General features: G+C 51.7%; 23 protein-coding genes and 2 tRNA genes. 20 read left to right on the top strand and 5 right to left on the bottom strand.

All coding sequences use genetic code 11. The features are described 5' to 3' along the window. Positions 1 to 2 precede the first annotated feature (2 nt). The 5 genes from mlaD (at position 3) to murA (ending at position 3,193) form a co-directional block, all read left to right on the top strand. The gene (gene mlaD / locus ABU190_RS20465; protein ID WP_039077459.1) at positions 3 to 554 is read left to right on the top strand and encodes an outer membrane lipid asymmetry maintenance protein MlaD; all 552 of its coding nucleotides are present in this window, start codon (positions 3 to 5) and stop codon (positions 552 to 554) included. Between the two features lie 16 nt (positions 555 to 570). After that, the gene (gene mlaC, locus ABU190_RS20460) at positions 571 to 1,206 is read left to right on the top strand and encodes a phospholipid-binding protein MlaC (RefSeq protein ID WP_354692255.1); all 636 of its coding nucleotides are present in this window, start codon (positions 571 to 573) and stop codon (positions 1,204 to 1,206) included. Next, complete coding sequence (gene mlaB, locus ABU190_RS20455; RefSeq protein WP_354692254.1) at positions 1,206 to 1,499, top strand: lipid asymmetry maintenance protein MlaB; 294 nt, start codon at positions 1,206 to 1,208, stop codon at positions 1,497 to 1,499. Before mlaC ends, mlaB begins: the two co-directional genes overlap by 1 nt. 126 nt (positions 1,500 to 1,625) lie before the next feature. Beyond that, positions 1,626 to 1,880: a BolA family iron metabolism protein IbaG gene (gene ibaG, locus ABU190_RS20450; RefSeq protein WP_039077462.1), complete on the top strand. Its 255-nt coding sequence runs from the start codon at positions 1,626 to 1,628 to the stop codon at positions 1,878 to 1,880. A gap of 53 nt (positions 1,881 to 1,933) precedes the next feature. After that, on the top strand, positions 1,934 to 3,193 hold the full coding sequence (murA, locus tag ABU190_RS20445; protein WP_039077463.1) for a UDP-N-acetylglucosamine 1-carboxyvinyltransferase: 1,260 nt from the start codon (positions 1,934 to 1,936) through the stop codon (positions 3,191 to 3,193). Positions 3,194 to 3,245: 52 nt separating this feature from the next. Here the strand turns inward: murA and sfsB are convergent, their stop codons facing one another. Together sfsB and ispB are read right to left on the bottom strand one after the other, a co-directional pair. Next, a complete protein-coding gene (gene sfsB / locus ABU190_RS20440; RefSeq protein ID WP_039077464.1) occupies positions 3,246 to 3,518 on the bottom strand; it encodes a DNA-binding transcriptional regulator SfsB in 273 nt (90 codons plus the stop codon). Between the two features lie 209 nt (positions 3,519 to 3,727). Further along, complete coding sequence (ispB, locus tag ABU190_RS20435) at positions 3,728 to 4,699, bottom strand: octaprenyl diphosphate synthase (RefSeq protein ID WP_039077465.1); 972 nt, start codon at positions 4,697 to 4,699, stop codon at positions 3,728 to 3,730. Between the two features lie 258 nt (positions 4,700 to 4,957). Between ispB and rplU the strand changes: the two genes are divergently transcribed. The 4 genes from rplU (at position 4,958) to cgtA (ending at position 7,790) form a co-directional block, all read left to right on the top strand. After that, a complete protein-coding gene (gene rplU / locus ABU190_RS20430) occupies positions 4,958 to 5,269 on the top strand; it encodes a 50S ribosomal protein L21 (protein ID WP_003025032.1) in 312 nt (103 codons plus the stop codon). A gap of 20 nt (positions 5,270 to 5,289) precedes the next feature. Further along, a complete protein-coding gene (gene rpmA, locus ABU190_RS20425; RefSeq protein WP_003861831.1) occupies positions 5,290 to 5,547 on the top strand; it encodes a 50S ribosomal protein L27 in 258 nt (85 codons plus the stop codon). 95 nt (positions 5,548 to 5,642) lie between these two features. Further along, positions 5,643 to 6,608: a DMT family transporter gene (locus ABU190_RS20420; protein WP_354692253.1), complete on the top strand. Its 966-nt coding sequence runs from the start codon at positions 5,643 to 5,645 to the stop codon at positions 6,606 to 6,608. Positions 6,609 to 6,623: 15 nt separating this feature from the next. Next, on the top strand, positions 6,624 to 7,790 hold the full coding sequence (cgtA, locus tag ABU190_RS20415; RefSeq protein WP_354692252.1) for an Obg family GTPase CgtA: 1,167 nt from the start codon (positions 6,624 to 6,626) through the stop codon (positions 7,788 to 7,790). Between the two features lie 85 nt (positions 7,791 to 7,875). Here the strand turns inward: cgtA and dacB are convergent, their stop codons facing one another. Then, positions 7,876 to 9,309 (bottom strand): serine-type D-Ala-D-Ala carboxypeptidase, encoded by a 1,434-nt coding sequence (gene dacB / locus ABU190_RS20410; protein ID WP_354692251.1) that lies wholly within the window; start codon positions 9,307 to 9,309, stop codon positions 7,876 to 7,878. A 249-nt stretch (positions 9,310 to 9,558) separates the two neighbouring features. On the opposite strand from dacB, the gene greA reads away from it, so the two are divergent. Beyond that, entirely contained in the window at positions 9,559 to 10,035 is a 477-nt protein-coding gene (gene greA, locus ABU190_RS20405) for a transcription elongation factor GreA (RefSeq protein ID WP_039077469.1), read from the top strand. Between the two features lie 153 nt (positions 10,036 to 10,188). Here the strand turns inward: greA and yhbY are convergent, their stop codons facing one another. Further along, a complete protein-coding gene (gene yhbY, locus ABU190_RS20400) occupies positions 10,189 to 10,482 on the bottom strand; it encodes a ribosome assembly RNA-binding protein YhbY (RefSeq protein WP_044179624.1) in 294 nt (97 codons plus the stop codon). A 121-nt stretch (positions 10,483 to 10,603) separates the two neighbouring features. On the opposite strand from yhbY, the gene rlmE reads away from it, so the two are divergent. The 6 genes from rlmE (at position 10,604) to ABU190_RS20370 (ending at position 16,162) form a co-directional block, all read left to right on the top strand. Then, positions 10,604 to 11,233 carry a 23S rRNA (uridine(2552)-2'-O)-methyltransferase RlmE gene (gene rlmE, locus ABU190_RS20395; protein WP_039077471.1) on the top strand — a complete coding sequence of 210 codons (630 nt, stop codon included), beginning with the start codon at positions 10,604 to 10,606 and terminating at the stop codon, positions 11,231 to 11,233. 55 nt (positions 11,234 to 11,288) lie between these two features. Beyond that, complete coding sequence (gene ftsH, locus ABU190_RS20390; RefSeq protein WP_039077472.1) at positions 11,289 to 13,220, top strand: ATP-dependent zinc metalloprotease FtsH; 1,932 nt, start codon at positions 11,289 to 11,291, stop codon at positions 13,218 to 13,220. Positions 13,221 to 13,320: 100 nt separating this feature from the next. After that, entirely contained in the window at positions 13,321 to 14,175 is an 855-nt protein-coding gene (folP, locus tag ABU190_RS20385; protein ID WP_079497058.1) for a dihydropteroate synthase, read from the top strand. Then, entirely contained in the window at positions 14,168 to 15,505 is a 1,338-nt protein-coding gene (gene glmM, locus ABU190_RS20380; protein WP_039077474.1) for a phosphoglucosamine mutase, read from the top strand. The genes folP and glmM overlap by 8 nt, the downstream gene beginning before the upstream one ends. Positions 15,506 to 15,731: 226 nt before the next feature. Continuing rightward, positions 15,732 to 16,064: a preprotein translocase subunit SecG gene (gene secG / locus ABU190_RS20375; RefSeq protein WP_071194444.1), complete on the top strand. Its 333-nt coding sequence runs from the start codon at positions 15,732 to 15,734 to the stop codon at positions 16,062 to 16,064. 11 nt (positions 16,065 to 16,075) lie between these two features. Beyond that, positions 16,076 to 16,162: transfer RNA gene (locus ABU190_RS20370), tRNA-Leu, on the top strand. 179 nt (positions 16,163 to 16,341) lie between these two features. On the opposite strand, the gene argG is transcribed toward ABU190_RS20370, so the two are convergent. Beyond that, entirely contained in the window at positions 16,342 to 17,685 is a 1,344-nt protein-coding gene (gene argG / locus ABU190_RS20365) for an argininosuccinate synthase (RefSeq protein ID WP_039077476.1), read from the bottom strand. Positions 17,686 to 18,064: 379 nt separating this feature from the next. Here argG and ABU190_RS20360 point away from each other — a divergent pair. The 4 genes from ABU190_RS20360 (at position 18,065) to infB (ending at position 23,057) form a co-directional block, all read left to right on the top strand. Beyond that, positions 18,065 to 18,141, top strand: a tRNA-Met gene (locus tag ABU190_RS20360). A gap of 208 nt (positions 18,142 to 18,349) precedes the next feature. After that, positions 18,350 to 18,802 (top strand): ribosome maturation factor RimP, encoded by a 453-nt coding sequence (gene rimP, locus ABU190_RS20355; RefSeq protein WP_047373469.1) that lies wholly within the window; start codon positions 18,350 to 18,352, stop codon positions 18,800 to 18,802. Between the two features lie 28 nt (positions 18,803 to 18,830). Continuing rightward, on the top strand, positions 18,831 to 20,318 hold the full coding sequence (gene nusA, locus ABU190_RS20350; protein ID WP_039077477.1) for a transcription termination factor NusA: 1,488 nt from the start codon (positions 18,831 to 18,833) through the stop codon (positions 20,316 to 20,318). Between the two features lie 24 nt (positions 20,319 to 20,342). Beyond that, positions 20,343 to 23,057, top strand: a complete 2,715-nt coding sequence (infB, locus tag ABU190_RS20345) for a translation initiation factor IF-2 (protein WP_039077478.1) — start codon at positions 20,343 to 20,345, stop codon at positions 23,055 to 23,057. The last annotated feature ends 168 nt before the right edge of the window (positions 23,058 to 23,225 follow it).

Here is a 23,225-nt window from a genome sequence, read left to right as displayed (position 1 = left end):
TCATGCAAACGAAAAAAAGTGAAATTTGGGTAGGCATTTTTCTGTTACTGGCGCTGCTGGCGGGGCTGTTTATCTGCCTGAAAGCGGCCGATGTCGCCTCTATGCGCACCGAACCGACGTATCGCGTGTACGCAACCTTCGACAACATTGGCGGTCTGAAGGCACGCTCGCCGGTCCGTATTGGTGGCGTAGTGGTTGGTCGTGTTGCGGATATTGAGCTCGATCCGAAAACCTATCTGCCGCGCGTCGCGATGGATATCGAAGAACGTTATAACCAGATTCCGGATACAAGTTCGCTGGCTATTCGCACGTCAGGTTTGCTGGGTGAGCAATATTTGGCTTTGAACATAGGTTTTGAGGATCCTGAGCTGGGAACTTCTATGCTTAAAGAAGGCAGCACAATCCAGGATACGAAATCCGCCATGGTGCTTGAGGACCTGATCGGACAATTCCTTTACAACAGTAAAGGCAGTGACAATAAGAATTCTGGCGATGCGCAGTCAAAACCGCAGGATGATACTTCCAGCGCACCGTCTGCTGGTAAGACGAATTAACGAGGAGAGTTGACGCATGTTTAAACGTCTATTAATGGTTGCCATGCTGGTTATCGCGCCACTTGGGCTCGCCAACGCGGCGGAGCAAGCTAATCCGTACAAAGCAATGCAGGAAGCGGCAAAGAAAACATTTGATCGCCTCAAAAATGAGCAGCCGAAGATTCGCGCGAATCCTGATTATTTACGTGATGTGGTTGACCAGGAATTACTGCCATACGTCCAGATTAAATATGCCGGTGCTCTGGTACTGGGGCGTTACTATAAAGACGCAACCCCTGCACAGCGCGAAGCCTACTTCGCTGCTTTCCGTGAATATCTGAAACAGGCCTATGGCCAGGCGCTGGCAATGTACCACGGTCAGACATACGAGATTGCCCCGGAGCAACCGCTGGGTGATGCCACGATCGTGCCGATCCGTGTGACCATTATCGATCCTAACGGTCGTCCGCCAGTGCGTCTGGACTTTCAGTGGCGCAAAAACACGCAGTCCGGTAACTGGCAGGCGTATGACATGATTGCCGAAGGGGTGAGCATGATCACCACCAAGCAAAATGAATGGAGCGACCTGTTGCGCACCAAAGGTATCGATGGTCTGACCGTGCAGTTGCAGTCCATTTCTCACCAGAAAATTACTCTGGACCAGAAGAAATAATGACGCCGCAATTAAGCTGGGTGCGTGAAGGTGAAAGGCTGGTGTTGCAGGGTGAGCTCGATCAGGATGTGCTGAATCCTCTGTGGAATGCTCGTCAGGAGGCAATGAAAGGGACAACCTGCATCGATCTTCACGCCGTATCGCGCGTTGATACTGCTGGTGTGGCACTATTAATTCACCTGATTGCTCAGGGGAAAATGCAGGGTCACCAGGTTTCACTCGAAGGGATCAGCGAGAATTTGCAGACGCTTGCTGCATTATATAATTTGCCTGCAGACGTATTGCCTCGCTAATTTTTTCAGTACGTTACTCTTTAAAGCCTCGTTTGGTATACCAACGGGGCTTTTTGCTTATTTAAGACCGCCTCACTTTCCTCTAAGATGTGGGGCTGTTTTCACTATCAGATGAAATTAACGCCCATGGAAAATCATGAAATTCAGACAGTGCTGATGAACGCACTCTCTCTCCAGGAAGCCCACGTCACTGGCGACGGCAGTCACTTTCAGGTTATTGCTGTGGGTGAGATTTTTGACGGCATGAGCCGGGTCAAAAAACAGCAGGCCGTGTATGGCCCATTAGCGGAATATATAGCGGATAACCGCATTCACGCTCTCTCGATCAAAGCGTATACCCCGCAAGAGTGGGCTCGCGATCGCAAACTAAACGGTTTTTGAGCTACGGGTATTACGCCCGCAGCGCGTGTGAATTCTTAACAGAGATCAGATGAATGGATAAGTTTCGTGTACAGGGGCCAACCCGGCTCCAGGGCGAAGTCACAATTTCAGGTGCTAAAAACGCCGCGTTACCGATCCTTTTTGCCGCACTGCTGGCAGAAGAACCGGTAGAGATCCGCAACGTTCCGAAACTGAAAGACATTGATACCACCATGAAGCTGCTGAGCCAGCTGGGTACCAAAGTTGAACGCAACGGGTCAGTCTGGATCGATGCAAGCAAGGTTAACGTATTCTGCGCGCCTTACGATCTGGTCAAAACCATGCGTGCCTCTATCTGGGCGCTGGGACCACTGGTCGCGCGTTTTGGTCAGGGACAGGTTTCCTTACCGGGGGGCTGTGCCATTGGCGCGCGTCCGGTAGATCTGCATATCACGGGTCTGGAACAGCTTGGTGCAGAAATTAAGCTGGAAGAAGGTTATGTCAAAGCGAGCGTTAATGGTCGCCTGAAAGGCGCGCATATCGTCATGGATAAGGTCAGCGTCGGCGCGACCGTCACCATCATGACGGCGGCAACCCTGGCTGAAGGGACAACTATCATCGAAAACGCCGCGCGTGAGCCGGAAATCGTTGATACTGCAAACTTCCTCAATGCACTGGGTGCGAAAATCAGCGGTCAGGGCACCGACCGGGTCACCATTGAAGGCGTTGAGCGTCTGGGCGGCGGTGTCTATCGTGTGCTGCCGGACCGCATTGAAACAGGTACCTTCCTGGTGGCTGCCGCAATCTCTGGTGGCAAAATCGTATGCCGTAACGCGAAACCCGATACCCTTGACGCCGTGCTGGCTAAGCTGCGCGAAGCCGGTGCGGAAATCGAAGTAGGCGACGACTGGGTAAGCCTGGATATGCATGGTAAGCGTCCGAAGGCCGTCAACGTGCGCACTGCGCCGCACCCGGCGTTCCCGACAGACATGCAGGCACAGTTCACATTGCTGAACCTGGTTGCGGAAGGCACAGGTGTGATCACCGAGACGATCTTCGAAAACCGTTTTATGCATATCCCGGAACTGATTCGTATGGGCGCGCATGCGGAAATCGAAAGCAACACCGCGATTTGTCACGGCGTTGAAAAACTCTCCGGCGCGCAAGTGATGGCGACCGACCTGCGCGCGTCTGCAAGCCTCGTGCTGGCGGGTTGTATCGCGGAAGGGACGACAATCGTGGATCGTATTTACCATATCGATCGCGGTTACGAACGCATTGAAGACAAGCTGAGTGCGCTGGGCGCCCATATTGAGCGCGTAAAAGGCGAATAATCTCTCTTTGCACTAAAACCCCCAACCCGTTTCGGGAAGGGGGTTATCCTGTTTATTTTGGCTTCCTTTGCCGCATCATGCTGGTTCTGTCGATAAATTCATGGGTTACGGGATCGTGATAGCGCGATGGCCATATCACCCAGGGATCGGTATCCAGCGCGCGGGCAATGATGAGCTCTCCTTTTGGCCAGGAGCGTGTTAGCGCGTTCGCCAGTGTCGATGAACTCAAACCACACTTGCGTGATTCTGCGGCCAGTGATGTCCCTTTTTTGTGCAGTCCGGCAATGATATCCGCCGGGTGCCAGTCAATGAATTTACTTTCCATTTTCTCTCCCTGGTGAAAGCCATTAAAACGTGATGGCAATGTGTTGAGTACTTATCATGCTTATATAAGAGCTTTTGCTCTAAAAAGTTCAAGTAAGAACGGTGGCTTTAAGAATTCACCAAGGTTGCAAAGCGTGGTTTTTTGGATGTGAATTTATTTTTACAGGAACTTATTGGCGCTTTCCCGTTGCTGGCGGGAAAGCGAGGTGATCAGTGATCGCGCTGGACCGCGATATGGGCCAGGCCAATGAGGGCTTCACGCCATGGGGAGTCCGGAAGAATCTGTAGAGCAGCGATAGCTTTATCCGCCTCTTCCTCCGCGCGACGACGCGTCCATTCCAGCGAACCACAGGCTGCCATAGCTTCCAGAACAGGTTCCAGAAGATGTCGTCCGTTGCCCTGCTCAATGGCTTCACGAATCATCTGTGCCTGCTCTGCAGTGCCATTGTGCATCGCATGCAGCAAGGGGAGAGTCGGTTTACCTTCGTTGAGGTCATCGCCGGTGTTTTTACCCAGCGTTTCACCATCTGCACTGTAGTCCAGCAAATCATCGATGAGCTGGAAGGCAGTACCCAGATAGCGGCCATAATCCTGCAACGCTTTTTCTTGTGCGTCACTGCAGCCCGCCAGCAAACCCGAACACTGGGCTGCCGCTTCAAACAGACGCGCGGTCTTACTGTAAATTACGCGCATGTAGTTCTCTTCAGTGATGTTCGGGTCATTGACATTCATCAGCTGCAGAACTTCACCTTCGGCTATTACATTCACCGCTTCGGACATGACTTCCAGTACTTTTAGCGAGCCAAGGCTGGTCATCATCTGAAAGGCGCGGGTGTAAATAAAATCACCGACCAGTACGCTGGCCGCGTTACCAAACGCAGCGTTAGCGGTGGCTTTGCCGCGGCGCATGTCTGATTCATCCACAACATCGTCGTGGAGCAGCGTCGCCGTGTGGATAAATTCGATTAACGCGGCGATGGTCACATGCGCGTTGCCTTCGTAGCCAACGGCACGCGCTGCCAGTACGGCAATCATTGGACGGATACGTTTACCGCCGCCGCTAACAATGTAATAACCCAACTGGTTGATTAGCTGAACATCAGAGTTGAGCTGTTGCAGAATTGTCGCATTAACACCCGCCATATCTTGCGCGGTTAACTCATTGATTTTTTCTAAATTCATCGCAAAAGCCGGGCTTTCAGTCCTGTTTACCACATATCAAAATGGGATAACGAAGGGTTACGGGTTAGAATAGTATTGTTGATTGTACTGAAAAAACGCGCCAGATAAACGTTACCCTACGCATTGTGTTTTTTTTCTGCATGGATTGACGATCGCTCTTGTCAAAGGCTCGCGTTTTGCGTAATATTCGCGCCCTATTGTGAATATTTATAGCGCACTCTGAATCATACGATGATGTGCGCGGAAGCGGAGTTTTTTATGTACGCGGTTTTCCAAAGTGGTGGTAAACAACACCGAGTAAGCGAAGGTCAGACCGTTCGCCTGGAAAAGCTGGACATCGCAACTGGCGAATCTGTTGAATTCGCTGAAGTTCTGATGATCGCAAACGGTGAAGAAGTCAAAATCGGCGTTCCTTTCGTTGATGGCGGCGTAATCAAAGCTGAAGTTGTTGCTCACGGTCGTGGCGAGAAAGTTAAAATCGTTAAGTTTCGTCGTCGTAAACACTATCGTAAGCAACAGGGCCATCGTCAGTGGTTCACTGATGTGAAAATTACTGGCATCAGCGCCTAAGACCTGAGGAGTAGATTTAAATGGCACATAAAAAGGCTGGCGGCTCAACTCGTAACGGTCGCGATTCAGAAGCTAAACGCCTCGGCGTTAAGCGTTTCGGTGGCGAATCCGTTCTGGCGGGTAGCATCATCGTTCGTCAACGTGGCACCAAATTCCACGCTGGTACTAACGTAGGTTGCGGTCGTGACCACACTCTGTTTGCTAAAGCAGACGGTAAAGTGAAATTTGAAGTTAAAGGCCCGAATAACCGTAAATACATCAGCATCGTTGCTGAGTAAGTTTTTCGTGGTCCGGTAACGGATGAAAGCCCCGCAACACGTTGCGGGGCTTTTTACATTAGAAGTCCGGAAAAGTTTCTGTAGGGAAAACGGGCATGAAGCAGCAGGCTGGCATTGGTATTCTTTTGGCGCTCACCACCGCAATGTGTTGGGGTGCATTGCCAATCGCAATGAAGCAGGTGCTGACAGTGATGGAACCCCCGACAGTAGTGTTTTATCGCTTTCTAATGGCGAGTATCGGTCTGGGGGCCATTCTGGCCGTTAAAGGCAAGCTTCCACCGCTGCGTATCTTTCGTAAGCCGCGCTGGCTGGTAATGCTGGCTATTGCGACGGGGGGGCTGTTCGGTAACTTCATCCTGTTTAGTTCTTCCCTGCAATATCTTAGCCCCACGGCGTCCCAGGTGATTGGTCAGCTTTCCCCGGTCGGCATGATGGTAGCCAGCGTCTTTATCCTGAAAGAGAAGATGCGCGGGACGCAGGTGATAGGCGCAATTATGTTGCTTTGCGGTCTGGTCATGTTTTTCAATACCAGCCTGATAGAGATTTTTACCAAACTGACCGACTACACCTGGGGCGTTATTTTCGGTGTCGGGGCGGCAACGGTTTGGGTCAGTTATGGTGTCGCGCAAAAAGTATTATTGAGGCGTCTGGCTTCACAACAGATACTCTTTTTGCTGTACACTTTATGTACGATAGCGTTACTGCCGTTAGCCAGACCCGGAGTGATTTCCTTGCTCAGCAACTGGCAACTTGCGTGTCTGTTTTTTTGTGGCCTGAATACACTGGTTGGCTATGGCGCACTGGCAGAAGCAATGGCGCGCTGGCAGGCCGCGCAGGTAAGCGCGCTCATCACCCTGACGCCGCTGTTTACGCTGTTATTTTCAGATTTATTATCAATGGCCTGGCCCGATGTTTTCGCCAGACCGATGTTAAACCTTATCGGTTATCTCGGTGCGTTTGTCGTGGTTGCGGGAGCAATGTATTCCGCCATTGGCCATCGTCTTTGGGGACGCTGGCGCAAGCGCGAAGTGATTGTCACTTTGCCCCGCTCAGGCGAATGAGTTACGGAGAGTAAAATGAAGTTTGTTGATGAAGCGGTCATCCTGGTCGTGGCGGGTGACGGTGGTAACGGTTGTGTGAGCTTCCGTCGCGAAAAATACATTCCTAACGGTGGCCCGGATGGCGGTGACGGTGGTGATGGTGGCGACGTCTGGCTGGAAGCAGACGAGAACCTGAACACCCTGATTGACTACCGCTTTGAAAAATCTTTCCGCGCTGAACGTGGGCAGAACGGTCAAAGCCGTGACTGCACAGGTAAACGCGGTAAAGATGTGACGGTGAAAGTACCTGTGGGGACGCGTGTGATTGACCAGGGCACTGGCGAAACCATGGGCGATATGACCAAACACGGTCAGCGCCTGATGGTGGCGAAAGGCGGCTGGCACGGTCTGGGTAATACCCGTTTCAAATCATCCGTTAACCGTACGCCGCGTCAGAAGACGATGGGTACGCCGGGTGATAAACGTGACCTTATGCTGGAGCTGATGCTGCTGGCGGATGTGGGGATGCTGGGTATGCCGAATGCGGGCAAATCGACTTTCATCCGTGCGGTCTCTGCGGCAAAACCTAAAGTGGCTGACTATCCGTTTACCACGCTGGTGCCAAGCCTCGGCGTCGTGCGTATGGATAACGAAAAAAGCTTTGTTGTCGCGGACATACCGGGGCTGATTGAAGGGGCATCCGAAGGCGCCGGTCTGGGCATTCGCTTCCTCAAGCATCTTGAGCGCTGCCGCGTATTGCTGCATCTGATCGATATCGATCCGATTGACGGTTCTGATCCGGTTGATAACGCGCGGATCATCATTGGCGAGCTGGAAAAATACAGCGAAAAACTGGCGGCTAAACCGCGTTGGCTGGTCTTCAATAAAATTGACCTGATGGACAAAGCCACAGCAGAAGCAAAAGCCAAAGAGATCACCGAAGCATTAGGCTGGGAAGATAAATATTACCTTATCTCTGCGGCCAGCCAGCAAGGTGTTAAGGATCTCTGCTGGGATGTGATGACCTTTATCATCGAAAATCCGATCACTCAGGCGCAGGAAGAGAAGCAGCCAGAGAAAGTCGAGTTTATGTGGGACGATTACCACCGTCAGCAGCTTGAAGAAAATGAAGAAGACGACCTGGACGATGATGACTGGGACGAAGATGACGAAGAAGGCGTTGAGTTCATCTACAAGCATTGATTCTGCTACTTCCCCGCAGGCGCAAGCCTGACGGGGTTACAGGCACTCTGAGCCGGGAAAGCGTTAACGCTACCCGGCTTTTTTATTAATTGTTCTGATAGATATCTTTGTACAGACGGCTTTCAAAGCGAACCAGTGGAATACGGCGGTTACGCTGATCGGCGGGTTCTACCGCATAACCCGACAGATATTGCACGAAGGCCATTCTCTGCCCACTGGCGGTAGTGATAAAGCCTGCCAGGTTGTAAACGCCTTGCAGTGAACCTGTTTTGGCGGAAACCTTGCCGTCCACACCAGCCTCATGCAGGCCCGCGCGATACTGCAATGAGCCATCATAGCCCGCAAGCGGTAGCATAGAGATGTAGTTAAGCTCGCTGTCATGCTGGGCAATATACTGGAGTACCTGCATCATAGTGGCAGGGGCAATCAGATTATGGCGCGACAGGCCGGAGCCATCCGCAATGATCGTGTTTCCGATATCCACACCGGCTTGCTGACGCAGAATTTGACGTACAGCATCAGAACCAGCGCGCCAGGTTCCCGGTACGCCAAAGTGGGCATGACCAATCATGCGGAAAACGGTATCGGCAATCATGTTGTCCGATTTTTTCAGCATGATTTTCAGCAAATCGTGCAAAGGGGCCGATTGCGTGCTGGCGATAACTGTACCAGGTTCGTTGACTTGGGTCTGGCGCAGCAGGGTCCCCGTATAGGTAATGCCTGCATCCTTGAGTTCTGCCTTGATTATGGCCCCCGCATAACTGGCGCCATCCTGAATGGCAAAAGCCAGCGGAAGCGGGTCAGTACGTTGTGGCAGGCAGCCGGTGAGCGTGAAGCGGTTTAAATCGCCTGGTACAACATCCAGTTCGCAGTATTGCCCTTCGGATGAGCCGCGTGCCAGCGTACGAACCTGGCTGAACATGTTCACGGGGTAGTACGATGCGACGCGGATATAGACGAGGTCTCCGGGTTTCTGCGCGCTGTATAACGAAACAGAGAAACAGTTGCGGTCAACAATAGCGGCGGCGGGCGGGGCGCTGAAACACTGTGTCATGTCGTTCCATGGCCAGCCGGGGGCTTTGTCATGGCTGGCAAAAATCGATGTATCGATAAGAACATTACCCTCGATTTTTTGCACACCGGATTTTTTCAGGATAGCGACCATGTTGCGGATATTCTGACGTTTTAACGTCGGATCGCCGCCAAATCTCGCTACTAAGTCCCCTTTCAATACACCATCGGTAACCGTACCTTTACTCTCCAGCGTGGTGGTGAAACGGAAATCAGGGCCAAGCTGTAATAAAGCAGCCAGCGCGGTAATGACTTTTTGCGTACTCGCCGGTAAAGCCATTTGCTTGCCGTGATAATCGATGTCCGGTTCTTGTGCACCTACCTTTTGCACCATGAGGGCAAGGTTCGCGCCGTCCGGTAATTGGTTAATGTACTCGTCGACATTCGCGGCCTGGGCATTCAGGGCTATACTTGTGGTCAATCCGATGAAAAATCTGGAAAATCGCATAATCTCGCGCTAACAACCTGGAAACAAGCCGTCATACTACGGCGCATCGACCCGGAAAGTAAACGATGACCCATAGTGAACTTCCGGGTAAAATGCGTATCAAATTGAAAAATTACTGCTGACCTGGGGCTTTGTCTCCGGGTCAGTTTTCTTTTGCTTCTGGTCGGGGGTTATGCGCCTGAATCCGGGCAGACATAGCAGCCGGGGCGGGAGACTGCTCCTTACAGGAATGTTTAAGAGGTATAACAAATGCAAGCTATTCCGATGACCTTACGTGGTGCCGAAAAACTGCGCGAAGAACTGGATTTTTTGAAATCTGTGCGCCGTCCTGAAATTATTGCCGCGATCGCGGAAGCGCGTGAGCATGGTGACCTGAAAGAAAATGCGGAATACCATGCGGCCCGCGAACAGCAAGGCTTTTGTGAAGGGCGTATCAAAGATATCGAAGCGAAACTGTCCAACGCACAGGTTATCGATATCACTAAAATGCCGAACAACGGACGTGTGATTTTTGGCAGTACGGTAAGTGTGCTTAATCTGGATACCGAGGAAGAGCAGACTTATCGCATCGTGGGTGACGACGAAGCTGACTTTAAGCAGAATCTGATCTCCGTAAATTCACCGATCGCGCGTGGCCTGATCGGTAAAGAACAAGACGATGTCGTTGTCATTCGTACCCCGGGCGGTGATGTCGAATTCGAAATTATCAAAGTGGAATACCTCTGAATAATTTCGTTAACCGCAGTTGTTGACGTATTGTAAAGAAAAGAAAAAGGCCGCATTGCGGCCTTTTAACAACTCAGTGAGCATGGCATTTTGCTCGTCTGTTAGCGAAAACCCCTCGTTTTACACAGATTTTGTGTTCAATTAAGGATATTCTTAGCGCGGCAGCGAGATTTTGCGCTCTTTAGCAGGACGATAAAGCACCAGCGTTTTACCGATGACCTGTACGTTACAGGCGCCGGTTTCGCGTACAATAGCGTCCACGATCAAGGTCTTAGTCTCGCGGTCTTCGGTAGCGATTTTGACCTTGATAAGTTCATGGTGCTCTAACGCTTGTTCGATCTCGGCCAGTACCCCTTCGGTCAAACCATTATTGCCAAGCATAACTACAGGCTTGAGCGGATGTGCCAGACCTTTCAGGTGCTGTTTTTGTTTAGTACTCAGATTCATCGTATATTTTGCTTACGTTGGGATTGAAAACGGGTCATTCTACCGCCATCTCCCATATATCACCAAATCGCCGCGTGTAATTTTACGTTGCTGTATACGATGAACCCAGACGGAATGTGAAATGACAGGTAAGAAGCGTTCTGCCAGCTCGAGTCGCTGGCTTCAGGAACACTTTAGCGATAAATATGTTCAACAGGCGCAGAAAAAAGGGTTGCGTTCCCGTGCCTGGTTTAAACTTGATGAAATACAGCAAAGTGACAAACTTTTTAAGCCGGGAATGACGGTTGTCGATCTCGGTGCTGCTCCTGGTGGCTGGTCGCAATATGCGGTCACGCAAATCGGGGGCACAGGCCGTATCATCGCGTGTGATCTTTTACCTATGGATCCAATCGTTGGTGTGGACTTTCTTCAGGGTGACTTTCGTGATGAATTAGTCCTGAAAGCATTACTGGATCGAGTCGGGGACAGTAAAGTACAAGTTGTCATGTCAGATATGGCACCAAACATGAGCGGAACCCCAGCAGTTGATATTCCCCGCTCTATGTACCTGGTGGAACTGGCGCTGCAGATGTGCCGGGATGTGTTAGCGCCTGGTGGTGGTTTTGTTGTGAAAGTCTTTCAGGGCGAAGGTTTCGATGAGTACCTTAGGGAAATTCGCTCTCTGTTTACGAAAGTGAAAGTTCGTAAGCCGGACTCTTCCCGTGCCCGTTCACGAGAAGTGTACATTGTAGCGACCGGGCGAAAACTATAGTAACCTGACGCTGTTTTTAACACAGTTGTAATATGAGGTTAATCCCTTGAGTGACATGGCGAAAAACCTAATACTCTGGCTGGTCATTGCCGTTGTGCTGATGTCAGTATTCCAGAGCTTTGGGCCCAGCGAGTCTAATGGCCGTAAGGTGGATTATTCTACCTTCCTGCAGGAGGTCAATCAGGACCAGGTTCGCGAAGCGCGTATCAACGGACGTGAGATCAACGTTACCAAGAAAGATAGTAACCGTTACACGACTTACATCCCGGTGAACGATCCGAAACTGCTTGATAACCTGCTGACTAAAAATGTCAAAGTGGTTGGCGAGCCGCCGGAAGAACCGAGCCTGCTGGCTTCGATCTTTATTTCCTGGTTCCCGATGCTGTTGCTGATTGGGGTCTGGATATTCTTTATGCGCCAGATGCAGGGCGGCGGTGGCAAAGGCGCCATGTCGTTCGGTAAAAGCAAAGCGCGAATGTTGACGGAAGATCAGATCAAAACCACTTTTGCTGATGTCGCAGGTTGTGACGAAGCGAAAGAAGAAGTGGGTGAACTGGTTGAGTACCTGCGTGAGCCGAGCCGCTTCCAGAAGCTGGGCGGTAAAATCCCGAAAGGCGTCTTGATGGTCGGCCCTCCGGGTACCGGTAAAACACTGCTCGCAAAAGCTATCGCGGGTGAAGCGAAGGTTCCATTCTTTACCATTTCTGGTTCTGACTTTGTGGAAATGTTCGTTGGTGTCGGTGCATCCCGTGTGCGTGACATGTTCGAACAAGCCAAAAAAGCAGCACCATGCATTATCTTCATCGATGAAATCGACGCCGTCGGTCGCCAGCGTGGCGCTGGCTTAGGCGGTGGTCACGATGAACGCGAGCAGACGCTTAACCAGATGCTGGTTGAGATGGATGGTTTCGAAGGTAACGAAGGTATCATCGTTATTGCTGCGACTAACCGTCCGGACGTTCTTGACCCTGCGCTGTTGCGTCCGGGCCGCTTTGACCGCCAGGTCGTTGTGGGTCTGCCGGATGTTCGCGGTCGTGAGCAAATCCTGAAAGTGCATATGCGTCGCGTACCGCTCTCTCCGGATATTGATGCGGCAATTATCGCGCGTGGTACGCCTGGTTTCTCCGGTGCGGATCTGGCGAACCTGGTGAATGAGGCAGCGCTGTTTGCTGCTCGTGGCAACAAGCGCGTCGTTTCAATGGTTGAGTTCGAAAAAGCGAAAGACAAAATCATGATGGGTGCGGAACGCCGCTCCATGGTGATGACGGAAGCGCAGAAAGAATCTACCGCTTACCACGAGGCGGGCCATGCGATTATTGGTCGTCTGGTGCCGGAACACGATCCGGTGCATAAAGTGACGATTATTCCGCGCGGCCGTGCGCTGGGTGTGACCTTCTTCCTGCCTGAAGGTGACGCAATCAGCGCCAGCCGTCAGAAGCTGGAAAGCCAGATCTCCACGCTGTACGGCGGCCGTCTGGCGGAAGAGATCATCTACGGCGTTGAACATGTTTCTACCGGCGCGTCGAACGACATCAAAGTCGCGACCAACCTGGCGCGCAACATGGTGACGCAGTGGGGCTTCTCTGACAAACTCGGTCCGTTGCTGTACGCCGAAGAAGAGGGTGAAGTATTCCTCGGCCGTAGCGTCGCGAAAGCCAAACATATGTCCGATGAGACCGCGCGTATCATCGACCAGGAAGTGAAATCGCTGATTGAACGTAATTACAATCGTGCGCGTCAACTCCTGAATGAAAACATGGACATCCTGCACGCGATGAAAGATGCGCTCATGAAATATGAGACCATCGACGCGCCGCAGATTGATGATCTGATGGCTCGCCGTGATGTTCGCCCGCCTGCTGGCTGGGAAGAACCAGGCACCAACAATTCTGACAGTAATGGCACTCCGCGTGCACCGCGTCCGGTAGATGAACCGCGTACGCCGAACCCGGGTAACACGATGTCTGAACAGTTGGGCGACAAGTAAGTTTTTTATTGTCGATAATGTGTTCTTTTGCTGAAACCCTGGGGCTTGCTCCGGGGTTTTTCTTTTTTGCGCAACCAAATATTCAAAAAGGTTTTACGTCATGAAATTGCATGCCCAGGGCACCACCCTCGATCTTTCTCATCCGCATGTGATGGGAATTCTCAATGTAACGCCGGATTCTTTTTCCGATGGCGGAACGCATAACACGTTGGTCGAGGCGGTCAGGCATGCCAATCTGATGATTAATGCTGGCGCAACGATTGTGGATGTCGGTGGCGAATCTACGCGTCCGGGGGCGGCAGATGTCAGTGTAGAGGAAGAGCTGGAGCGCGTTATTCCGGTCGTCGAAGCGATAGCGCAGCGCTTTGAAGTGTGGATTTCTGTCGATACCTCTAAACCCGACGTTATCCGTGAGTCGGCAAGAGTAGGGGCGCATATCATCAATGATATCCGTTCGCTGACTGAACCCGGCGCGCTGGAAGCCGCTGCGGAAACAGGTTTGCCTGTTTGCCTGATGCATATGCAGGGCCAGCCAAAAACGATGCAGGAAGCGCCTAAGTATGATGACGTATTTACGGATGTGAATAGCTTCTTTATAAATCATATTGCCCGGTGCGAGCGGGCAGGTATCTCAAAAGAGAAATTGTTACTCGACCCTGGATTTGGTTTCGGTAAAAATCTCTCACACAACTACGCGCTCCTCGCCCGCCTGGCGGAGTTTCATCATTTTAACCTGCCCCTGTTGGTAGGAATGTCGCGTAAATCGATGGTTGGCCAGTTACTGAATGTTGGCCCGAACGAAAGGTTGAGTGGTAGCCTGGCATGTGCGGTGATTGCCGCCATGCAAGGTGCGCACATTATTCGTGTCCACGATGTAAAAGAAACGGTTGAAGCCATGCGGGTGGTGGAAGCCACACTGTCAGCGTCAGCGAAGGAAAATAAACGCTATGAGTAATCGTAAATATTTTGGCACCGATGGCATCCGTGGTCGCGTTGGTGATGCGCCAATTACCCCTGATTTTGTGCTTAAGCTGGGCTGGGCGGCTGGTAAGGTGCTGGCCCGTCATGGCTCACGCAAAATTATTATTGGCAAAGACACCCGAATTTCCGGCTATATGCTGGAATCTGCACTCGAAGCGGGTCTCGCTGCTGCGGGGTTATCTGCCTCTTTTACCGGGCCGATGCCGACTCCCGCAGTGGCATACCTGACCCGTACGTTTCGTGCGGAAGCGGGGATTGTCATCTCCGCATCACATAACCCTTTCTATGACAACGGCATTAAGTTCTTTTCTATTGACGGTACCAAGCTGCCGGATGCGGTAGAAGAAGCCATTGAAGCTGAGATGGAAAAAGAACTGACCTGTGTGGATTCTGCAGAGCTGGGGAAAGCCAGCCGTATCGTGGATGCCGCTGGCCGCTATATCGAATTTTGCAAAGCCACATTCCCGAACGAGCTCAGCCTGAACACGCTTAAAATCGTTGTGGACTGCGCGAACGGTGCTACCTACCACATTGCCCCGAGTGTCTTCCGTGAGCTGGGTGCGAAAGTGATCGCAATGGGTTGCGAGCCTGATGGCGTCAACATCAATGAAAACTGTGGCGCTACGGATGTCCGGGCATTGCAGCAACGCGTTCTGAGTGAAAAAGCAGATTTAGGTATCGCTTTTGATGGCGACGGTGACCGCGTGATCATGGTTGACCACGAAGGTAACAAAGTCGATGGTGACCAAATTCTCTATATCATCGCTCGCGAAGCCCTGCGTCAGGGCCAACTGCGCGGCGGTGCTGTCGGTACACTGATGAGCAATATGGGGCTGGAACTGGCGCTCAAACAGCTCGGCATTCCGTTTGCACGTGCGAAAGTGGGCGACCGCTATGTGCTGGAGAAATTGCAGGAGAAAGGCTGGCGCCTTGGTGCGGAGAACTCGGGCCACGTCATTCTGCTGGACAAAACCACGACAGGCGATGGCATTGTCGCGGGCTTGCAGGTTGTGGCGGCGATGGTGCGTAATCATATGAGCCTGCATGATTTGTGCAGCGGGATGACAATGTTCCCTCAGGTACTGGTGAATGTGCGTTACACCTCCAGTGATATTGATCCGCTTGAAGATGAGCAGGTTAAAAGCGTGACCGCTGAGGTTGAAGCGGCACTGGGGAATCGTGGCCGCGTGCTGTTGCGTAAATCCGGCACTGAACCACTGATTCGCGTCATGGTGGAAGGCGAGGTTGAAGAGCACGTTGTCGCATTTGCCAACCGTATCGCCGATGCGGTTAAAGCGGTTTAACGGCCATTAAGTGTCTAAAAAGGCGGCGTTTGCTGCCTTTTTAATGCGCGACATCCCCGTTTTTGCTGTTTTTTTCCTCACTTGATAAAATGCGATTAAAATGGCCTTGCGAAGGTGATTCGCTTTGGTTAGTATTCACACCCGCTTCAGTGGGAAACATTAACAACCCCACTTTTATTGGTTTGAAGCATTGGCATGCGGCAACCCCGCAAGGAACAGGTTGATTATGTACGAAGCTCTTTTAGTTGTTTTCCTTATTGTGGCAATTGGCCTTGTTGGTTTAATCATGCTGCAGCAAGGTAAAGGCGCTGATATGGGAGCCTCATTTGGCGCAGGCGCTTCTGCAACGTTGTTCGGTTCAAGTGGTTCTGGTAACTTCATGACCCGTATGACCGCTGTGTTGGCGACACTGTTCTTCATCATCAGTCTGGTGCTGGGTAACATTAATACCAACAAAACCAATAAAGGAAGTGAATGGGAAAGACTGAGTGCTCCGGCTCAAACTGAGCAGACTCAGCCAGCAGCTCCGGCGCAGCCGAGCAGCGATATCCCGAAATAAGAAGTCGTCGTACCGAGGTGGTGGAATTGGTAGACACGCTACCTTGAGGTGGTAGTGCCCTAACGGGCTTGTGGGTTCGAGTCCCATCCTCGGTACCAATATTCCGAAAAAAGACGCTAATAAGCGTCTTTTTTCGTCTGTAGAAAAGGCCATGCACCTGAATGTATGTGACTCGGACACGGGTTGATGGCTATCTTCTCCATGGCGTGATGTTACTGCATAAATGCGTGGCATAAAAAAAGCCGCTTTCGCGGCTTTTCTCATTTTTGATCAGCGCTTATTTAGCTTTGTTTTCCAGATTTTCTACCTGCGGCAGACCTGTCGCAGAAGAGGCGGAAAGAAGACCGGACTGCGCATAACCGAACAGTTTTTCACGTGTATCGGTAATGTCCAGGTTACGCATCGTCAACTGACCAATACGATCATCCGGAGAGAATACGGAATCGCCTTTCTCCATGGTCAGACGTTCTGGCTTATAAGTCAGGTTATCAGACACAGTATTCAGGATGGAGTAGTCGTTACCGCGACGCAGTTCCAGCGTCACTTCGCCCGTAATCTGGCTCGCCACCCAGCGTTGCAGACCATCACGCAGCATCAGTGCCTGAGAGTCAAACCAGCGGCCCTGATACAGCAAACGACCCAACTGACGACCATGCGCATGATACTGCTCAATAGTGTCTTCGTTGTGAATACCGGTCAGCAGACGTTCATAAGCGATATGCAGCAATGCCATCCCTGGTGCTTCATAGATGCCGCGGCTTTTCGCTTCGATGATACGGTTTTCAATCTGGTCGCTCATGCCCAGACCGTGACGGCCACCGATCCGGTTAGCTTCCATCATTAGCTCAACATCATCGCTAAACGTTTTACCGTTCAGGGCAACCGGATGGCCTTGCTCAAAACGTACGGTCACTTCTTCTGCCGGGATTTTTACATTTTCATCCCAGAACTTAACGCCCATGATCGGGTTTACGATCTTCACACTGGAGTTCAGGAATTCGAGGTCCTTCGCTTCATGCGTTGCGCCGAGCATGTTCGAGTCGGTGGAATACGCTTTTTCCACGGACATTTTGTAGTCGAAACCACAGGCGATCATGAATTCGGACATTTCCTGACGGCCGCCCAGCTCATCAATAAAATCGGTATCCAGCCACGGCTTATAGATTTTCAGCTCGGCGTTGGTCAACAGGCCATAACGATAGAAGCGCTCAATATCATTACCTTTATAGGTACTGCCATCGCCCCAGATGTTAACGCCATCTTCTTTCATTGCAGCAACGAGCATGGTACCGGTTACCGCACGACCGAGCGGGGTGGTGTTGAAGTAGGTCAGGCCGCCCGTTGTGTTATGAAACGCGCCGCACTGAATTGCGGCAATGCCTTCGGCAACCAGTTGCTTACGGCAGTCGATCAGGCGGGCATTCTCCGCGCCATATTCCTTTGCACGACGAGGAATTGCGTCATAGTCGTCCTCGTCCGGTTGACCCAGATTCGCAGTGTATGCGTAAGGAACGGCACCTTTTTTGCGCATCCACAGCAATGCCGCGCTGGTATCCAGGCCCCCTGAGAAGGCGATACCAATACGTTGACCAACCGGAAGATGCTTGAGAATCGTCGTCATAAAATAAATCCCTGCTTAATATACCTATGGTGAGAGACTTAACAGCCACGCCATGATGTTTAATACCATTCACTGTTGTTGCGATAATGAATGGTTATGCAAAATAAATGAGTTTTCATTTAAACATCTTTTGGCGATGACAGGAAGAGAAGAGTGCAATTTTCATCGCAATAATGGCTGATAATGCCCTCTGAAAATGCATCCGCCATTGCGCATGATAATACAAGTCCGGGCGCATAAAAGGCATATCTGTCAGGGTTGACAGATAGTTATGTTTATCAATATAATGTACGCAGATTATACGTCCCGTCTTCGGTACCAAATCCCAGCATTATTTGCAAATCTTCTGCTAACCGAGTAGAATTTGCCACGTTTCAGGCGCGGGGTGGAGCAGCCTGGTAGCTCGTCGGGCTCATAACCCGAAGGTCGTCGGTTCAAATCCGGCCCCCGCAACCACTTTCCCTAAGTGTTCTTTTTCAAATATACTATGAAGACTTAACGCCTTCGTCGCTGGATTTGAAAAAAATACTCCCGGAAGGTTCTCCAGGCCGCAGTTGCGGCTATAGGGTTCAGTTATTTAAAGCCCCGATTTATCGGGGTTTTTTGTTATCTGACTACGGAATAACTGGGCTTTACGCCCTTTTTTTATGTCTTGGGGGTGGGCTTGTCCACATTAGAGCAAAAATTAACAGAGATGATCACAGCACCGGTTGAAGCACTGGGCTACGAGCTGGTTGGTATTGAATTTGTGCGTGGTCGCACATCTACACTGCGCATCTATATTGATAGTGAAGATGGCATCAATGTTGATGATTGTGCCGATGTCAGCCACCAGGTCAGCGCGGTGATGGATGTTGAAGATCCTATTACCGTTGCTTATAACCTGGAAGTGTCCTCACCAGGCCTTGATCGTCCCTTATTTACAGCGGAACACTACGCGCGTTTTACGGGTGAAGAGGTGTCGCTGGTCTTGCGTATGGCGGTACAGAACCGTCGCAAATGGCAAGGCGTTATCAAAGGTGTCGATGGCGAGATGATCACCGTTACGGTCGAAGGTAAAGATGAAGTGTTCGCATTGAGCAACATTCAGAAAGCGAACCTGGTCCCCCACTTTTAACAGTCTGGATTGAGGTGAAAGGCCCCCGATGAATAAAGAAATTTTGGCTGTTGTTGAAGCTGTTTCTAACGAAAAAGCGCTGCCGCGTGAAAAAATCTTCGAAGCGCTGGAAAGTGCTCTGGCTACAGCAACCAAGAAAAAATACGAGCAAGAGATTGATGTCCGCGTAGAGATCGATCGTAAGAGCGGTGATTTCGATACGTTCCGCCGTTGGGTTGTGGTCGAAGAAGTTACCCAGCCGACGCGCGAAATTACGCTGGAAGCGGCTCGCTTCGAAGACGAAAGCATGAATGTTGGTGATTTTGTTGAAGACCAGATTGAATCTGTCACCTTTGACCGTATTACCACCCAAACGGCAAAACAGGTTATCGTGCAGAAAGTGCGCGAAGCTGAACGTGCAATGGTTGTTGACCAGTTCCGTGAGCATGAAGGCGAGATCATCACGGGTGTGGTGAAGAAAGTGAACCGCGACAACATCACGCTTGATCTGGGTAGCAATGCCGAAGCGGTCATTCTGCGTGAAGACATGCTGCCGCGTGAAAACTTCCGTCCGGGCGACCGTATTCGCGGCGTGCTCTACGCTGTACGTCCCGAAGCGCGTGGTGCACAGTTGTTCGTGACGCGTTCCAAACCTGAGATGCTGATCGAACTGTTCCGCATTGAAGTACCGGAAATCGGCGAAGAAGTTATCGAAATCAAAGCGGCTGCTCGCGATCCTGGTTCTCGTGCAAAAATTGCTGTGAAAACCAACGACAAACGTATCGACCCGGTCGGTGCGTGTGTAGGGATGCGTGGCGCACGTGTTCAGGCAGTATCAACCGAACTGGGCGGCGAGCGAATCGATATCGTCCTGTGGGATGATAACCCGGCGCAGTTCGTTATTAACGCCATGGCACCTGCTGATGTTGCTTCTATCGTTGTTGATGAAGACAAGCACACCATGGATATCGCCGTTGAAGCCGGTAACCTGGCTCAGGCGATTGGCCGTAATGGCCAGAACGTTCGTCTGGCTTCGCAGCTGAGCGGCTGGGAACTCAACGTGATGACCGTTGAAGACCTGCAGGCGAAGCATCAGGCAGAAGCCCATGCAGCGATCGACACCTTCACTCGCTACCTCGACATTGACGAAGACTTCGCCACTGTTCTGGTTGAAGAAGGTTTCTCCACGCTGGAAGAACTGGCCTATGTGCCAATGAAAGAGCTGCTGGAAATCGACGGTCTGGATGAAGATACCGTTGAAGCCCTGCGTGAACGCGCGAAAAATGCCCTGACCACCCTGGCTCTGGCGCAGGAAGAAAGCATCGGTAATAAAGAACCGGCTGAAGATCTGCTGAACCTGGAAGGTTTGGATCGTGCGTTGGCGTTTAAACTGGCAGCCCGCGGTGTTTGTACGCTGGAAGATCTCGCCGACCAGGGCGTAGATGACCTGAGCGATATCGACGGTTTGACCGACGAGAAAGCCGGGGAGCTCATCATGGCCGCACGTAATATTTGCTGGTTTGGTGGCGAAGCGTAATAAACTGTAGCAGGAAGGAACAGCATGACAGATGTAACCGTAAAAACGCTGGCCGCTGAGATTCAGACCTCTGTGGACCGCCTGGTACAGCAATTTGCTGATGCAGGGATCCGTAAGTCCGCTGAAGACTCAGTGACGGCACAAGAAAAACAGACGCTGTTAGCGCATCTGAACCGTGAACACGGCTCAGGTCCTGACAAGCTGACGTTGCAGCGCAAGACGCGTAGCACATTAAGCATTCAGGGCACCGGTGGGAAAAGTAAATCGGTGCAGATCGAAGTCCGTAAAAAACGCACCTTTGTAAAACGCGATCCACAAGAGGCGGAACGTCTCGCAGCGGAAGAAGAGGCGAAGCGTGAAGCGGAGGATAAGGCCCGTCGTGAAGCAGAGGAAGCTGCTAAGCGCGAAGCCGAGGAAAAAGCCAAACGTGATGCCGAAGAAAGAGCGAAGCGTGAAGCGGATGAAAAAGCCAAACGCGAGTCTGCTGATAAAGCAAAACGTGAAGCTGCGGAAAATAGCAAAGTGAGCAACCAACAATCTGACGAAATGACCAGGACAGCCCAGGGTGAAAAAGCCCGTCGTGAAGCTGAAGCGCAAGATCTTAAGCGCAAAGCGGAAGAGGAGGCTCGTCGTAAGCTGGAAGAAAATGCGCGTCGCGTAGCGGAAGAAGCTCGTCGCATGGCTGAGGAAAACGAATCCCGTTGGAATGCCAGCAGCGATAAAGAAGAAGAAAGCAGCGACTATCATGTAACCACTTCTCACCATGCACGCCAGGCTGAGGACGATAGCGACCGTGAAGTCGAAGGTGGTCGTGGTCGTGGTCGTAACGCGAAAGCGGCACGCCCAGCGAAAAAAGGCAACAAGCATGCCGAAAGCAAAGCCGATCGTGAAGAAGCCCGTGCGGCCATTCGCGGTGGTAAAGGCGGCAAACAGCGTAAAGGTTCTGCCCTGCAACAGAGCTTCCAGAAGCCTGCACAGGCAGTTAACCGTGACGTTGTGATCGGTGAAACGCTGACCGTTGGCGAGCTGGCTAACAAAATGGCGGTGAAAGGCTCTCAGGTCATCAAAGCGATGATGAAACTGGGCGCAATGGCCACCATCAACCAGGTTATCGACCAGGAAACCGCACAGCTTGTAGCCGAAGAAATGGGCCACAAAGTTATCCTCCGTCGTGAAAACGAGCTGGAAGAAGCGGTAATGAGCGACCGTGATACGGGTGCTGCGGCTGAACCGCGTGCGCCGGTCGTGACCATCATGGGTCACGTTGACCACGGTAAAACCTCTCTGCTGGACTACATTCGTTCAACGAAAGTAGCCTCAGGTGAAGCGGGCGGCATTACCCAGCACATCGGTGCATACCACGTCGAAACCGAAAACGGCATGATCACCTTCCTGGATACCCCGGGCCACGCCGCGTTTACCGCGATGCGTGCACGTGGTGCGCAGGCAACGGATATCGTGGTTCTGGTTGTGGCTGCTGACGATGGCGTGATGCCGCAAACAATCGAAGCTATCCAGCACGCAAAAGCGGCGCAGGTACCGGTTGTTGTTGCAGTGAACAAAATCGATAAGCCAGAAGCGGATCCGGATCGCGTTAAGAATGAATTGTCCCAGTACGGCATTATGCCGGAAGAGTGGGGCGGCGAAAGCCAGTTCGTTCATGTATCTGCAAAAGCGGGTACCGGTATCGACGAGCTGCTTGACGCTATCCTGCTGCAGGCTGAAGTTCTTGAACTGAAAGCTATCCGTACCGGTATGGCGAGCGGTGTTGTGATCGAATCCTTCCTGGATAAAGGTCGTGGCCCGGTTGCTTCCGTTCTGGTACGCGAAGGTACTCTGCACAAAGGCGATATCGTTCTGTGTGGCTTTGAATATGGCCGCGTACGTGCGATGCGTGATGAGCTTGGTCGTGAAGTTAGCGAAGCGGGTCCGTCTATTCCGGTTGAAATCCTCGGCCTGTCTGGTGTTCCGGCAGCGGGTGATGAAGCGACGGTTGTTCGTGACGAGAAGAAAGCGCGTGAAGTTGCACTGTATCGTCAGGGTAAATTCCGCGAAGTCAAACTGGCGCGTCAGCAGAAATCCAAACTGGAAAATATGTTCGCCAACATGACCGAAGGCGAAGTCCACGAAGTGAACGTCGTTCTGAAAGCGGACGTTCAGGGTTCTGTGGAAGCGATCACCGATTCTCTGCTGAAACTGTCTACTGACGAAGTGAAAGTGAAGATCGTAGGTTCCGGTGTTGGTGGTATCACCGAAACCGATGCTACCCTTGCAACGGCTTCGAATGCCATTCTGGTTGGCTTTAACGTTCGTGCCGACGCCTCTGCGCGCCGCGTGATCGAAGCCGAAGGTCTGGATCTGCGTTACTACTCCGTCATCTATAACCTGATCGACGAAGTGAAAGCAGCGATGAGCGGCATGCTGTCTCCGGAACTGAAACAGCAGATCATTGGTCTGGCTGAGGTTCGTGACGTGTTCAAATCACCGAAATTCGGTGCGATCGCGGGCTGTATGGTTACCGAAGGCACGATTAAACGCCATAACCCAATCCGCGTCCTGCGTGACAACGTGGTTATCTATGAAGGCGAGCTGGAATCCCTGCGCCGCTTCAAAGATGACGTTAACGAAGTCCGTAACGGCATGGAATGTGGTATCGGCGTTAAGAACTACAACGACGTTCGCGTTGGCGATATGATCGAAGTGTTCGAAATTATCGAGATCCAACGTAGCATCGATTAATTTTCGTCGGCTTTTGGGCCGCCACTGTGTTGGTTACGTTCACTCACCCCGGTCACATAGTTATCTATGCTCCCGGGGATTGATGAGCGTGCCGCCTTGCCGGAATCCCAAAAGCTTAGAAAATTGATTAGCGTAGACCGGGGAAGCGCAGCGCCACCCGGTATGAAT

It is taken from the genome of Phytobacter sp. RSE-02 (assembly GCF_040578655.1).
Classification (GTDB): Bacteria; Pseudomonadota; Gammaproteobacteria; order Enterobacterales; family Enterobacteriaceae; genus Phytobacter; species Phytobacter diazotrophicus.
The sequence above is the reverse complement of the archived record's forward strand: the minus strand, read 5'-3'. Positions and strand labels throughout refer to the sequence as shown.

Bases quoted from the DNA above. Each gene is read 5' to 3' on its own strand.
- rplU (WP_003025032.1), top strand. From the start codon at position 4,958: ATGTACGCGGTTTTCCAAAGTGGTGGTAAACAACACCGAGTAAGCGAA.
- ispB (WP_039077465.1), bottom strand. From the start codon at position 4,699: ATGAATTTAGAAAAAATCAATGAGTTAACCGCGCAAGATATGGCGGGT.
- argG (WP_039077476.1), bottom strand. From the start codon at position 17,685: ATGACGACGATTCTCAAGCATCTTCCGGTTGGTCAACGTATTGGTATC.
- glmM (WP_039077474.1), top strand. From the start codon at position 14,168: ATGAGTAATCGTAAATATTTTGGCACCGATGGCATCCGTGGTCGCGTT.
- sfsB (WP_039077464.1), bottom strand. From the start codon at position 3,518: ATGGAAAGTAAATTCATTGACTGGCACCCGGCGGATATCATTGCCGGA.
- mlaB (WP_354692254.1), top strand. From the start codon at position 1,206: ATGACGCCGCAATTAAGCTGGGTGCGTGAAGGTGAAAGGCTGGTGTTG.
- infB (WP_039077478.1), top strand. From the start codon at position 20,343: ATGACAGATGTAACCGTAAAAACGCTGGCCGCTGAGATTCAGACCTCT.
- ibaG (WP_039077462.1), top strand. From the start codon at position 1,626: ATGGAAAATCATGAAATTCAGACAGTGCTGATGAACGCACTCTCTCTC.
- secG (WP_071194444.1), top strand. From the start codon at position 15,732: ATGTACGAAGCTCTTTTAGTTGTTTTCCTTATTGTGGCAATTGGCCTT.
- folP (WP_079497058.1), top strand. From the start codon at position 13,321: ATGAAATTGCATGCCCAGGGCACCACCCTCGATCTTTCTCATCCGCAT.
- murA (WP_039077463.1), top strand. From the start codon at position 1,934: ATGGATAAGTTTCGTGTACAGGGGCCAACCCGGCTCCAGGGCGAAGTC.
- mlaC (WP_354692255.1), top strand. From the start codon at position 571: ATGTTTAAACGTCTATTAATGGTTGCCATGCTGGTTATCGCGCCACTT.
- cgtA (WP_354692252.1), top strand. From the start codon at position 6,624: ATGAAGTTTGTTGATGAAGCGGTCATCCTGGTCGTGGCGGGTGACGGT.
- yhbY (WP_044179624.1), bottom strand. From the start codon at position 10,482: ATGAATCTGAGTACTAAACAAAAACAGCACCTGAAAGGTCTGGCACAT.
- rpmA (WP_003861831.1), top strand. From the start codon at position 5,290: ATGGCACATAAAAAGGCTGGCGGCTCAACTCGTAACGGTCGCGATTCA.
- mlaD (WP_039077459.1), top strand. From the start codon at position 3: ATGCAAACGAAAAAAAGTGAAATTTGGGTAGGCATTTTTCTGTTACTG.
- greA (WP_039077469.1), top strand. From the start codon at position 9,559: ATGCAAGCTATTCCGATGACCTTACGTGGTGCCGAAAAACTGCGCGAA.
- ftsH (WP_039077472.1), top strand. From the start codon at position 11,289: ATGGCGAAAAACCTAATACTCTGGCTGGTCATTGCCGTTGTGCTGATG.
- dacB (WP_354692251.1), bottom strand. From the start codon at position 9,309: ATGCGATTTTCCAGATTTTTCATCGGATTGACCACAAGTATAGCCCTG.
- rlmE (WP_039077471.1), top strand. From the start codon at position 10,604: ATGACAGGTAAGAAGCGTTCTGCCAGCTCGAGTCGCTGGCTTCAGGAA.
- nusA (WP_039077477.1), top strand. From the start codon at position 18,831: ATGAATAAAGAAATTTTGGCTGTTGTTGAAGCTGTTTCTAACGAAAAA.
- ABU190_RS20420 (WP_354692253.1), top strand. From the start codon at position 5,643: ATGAAGCAGCAGGCTGGCATTGGTATTCTTTTGGCGCTCACCACCGCA.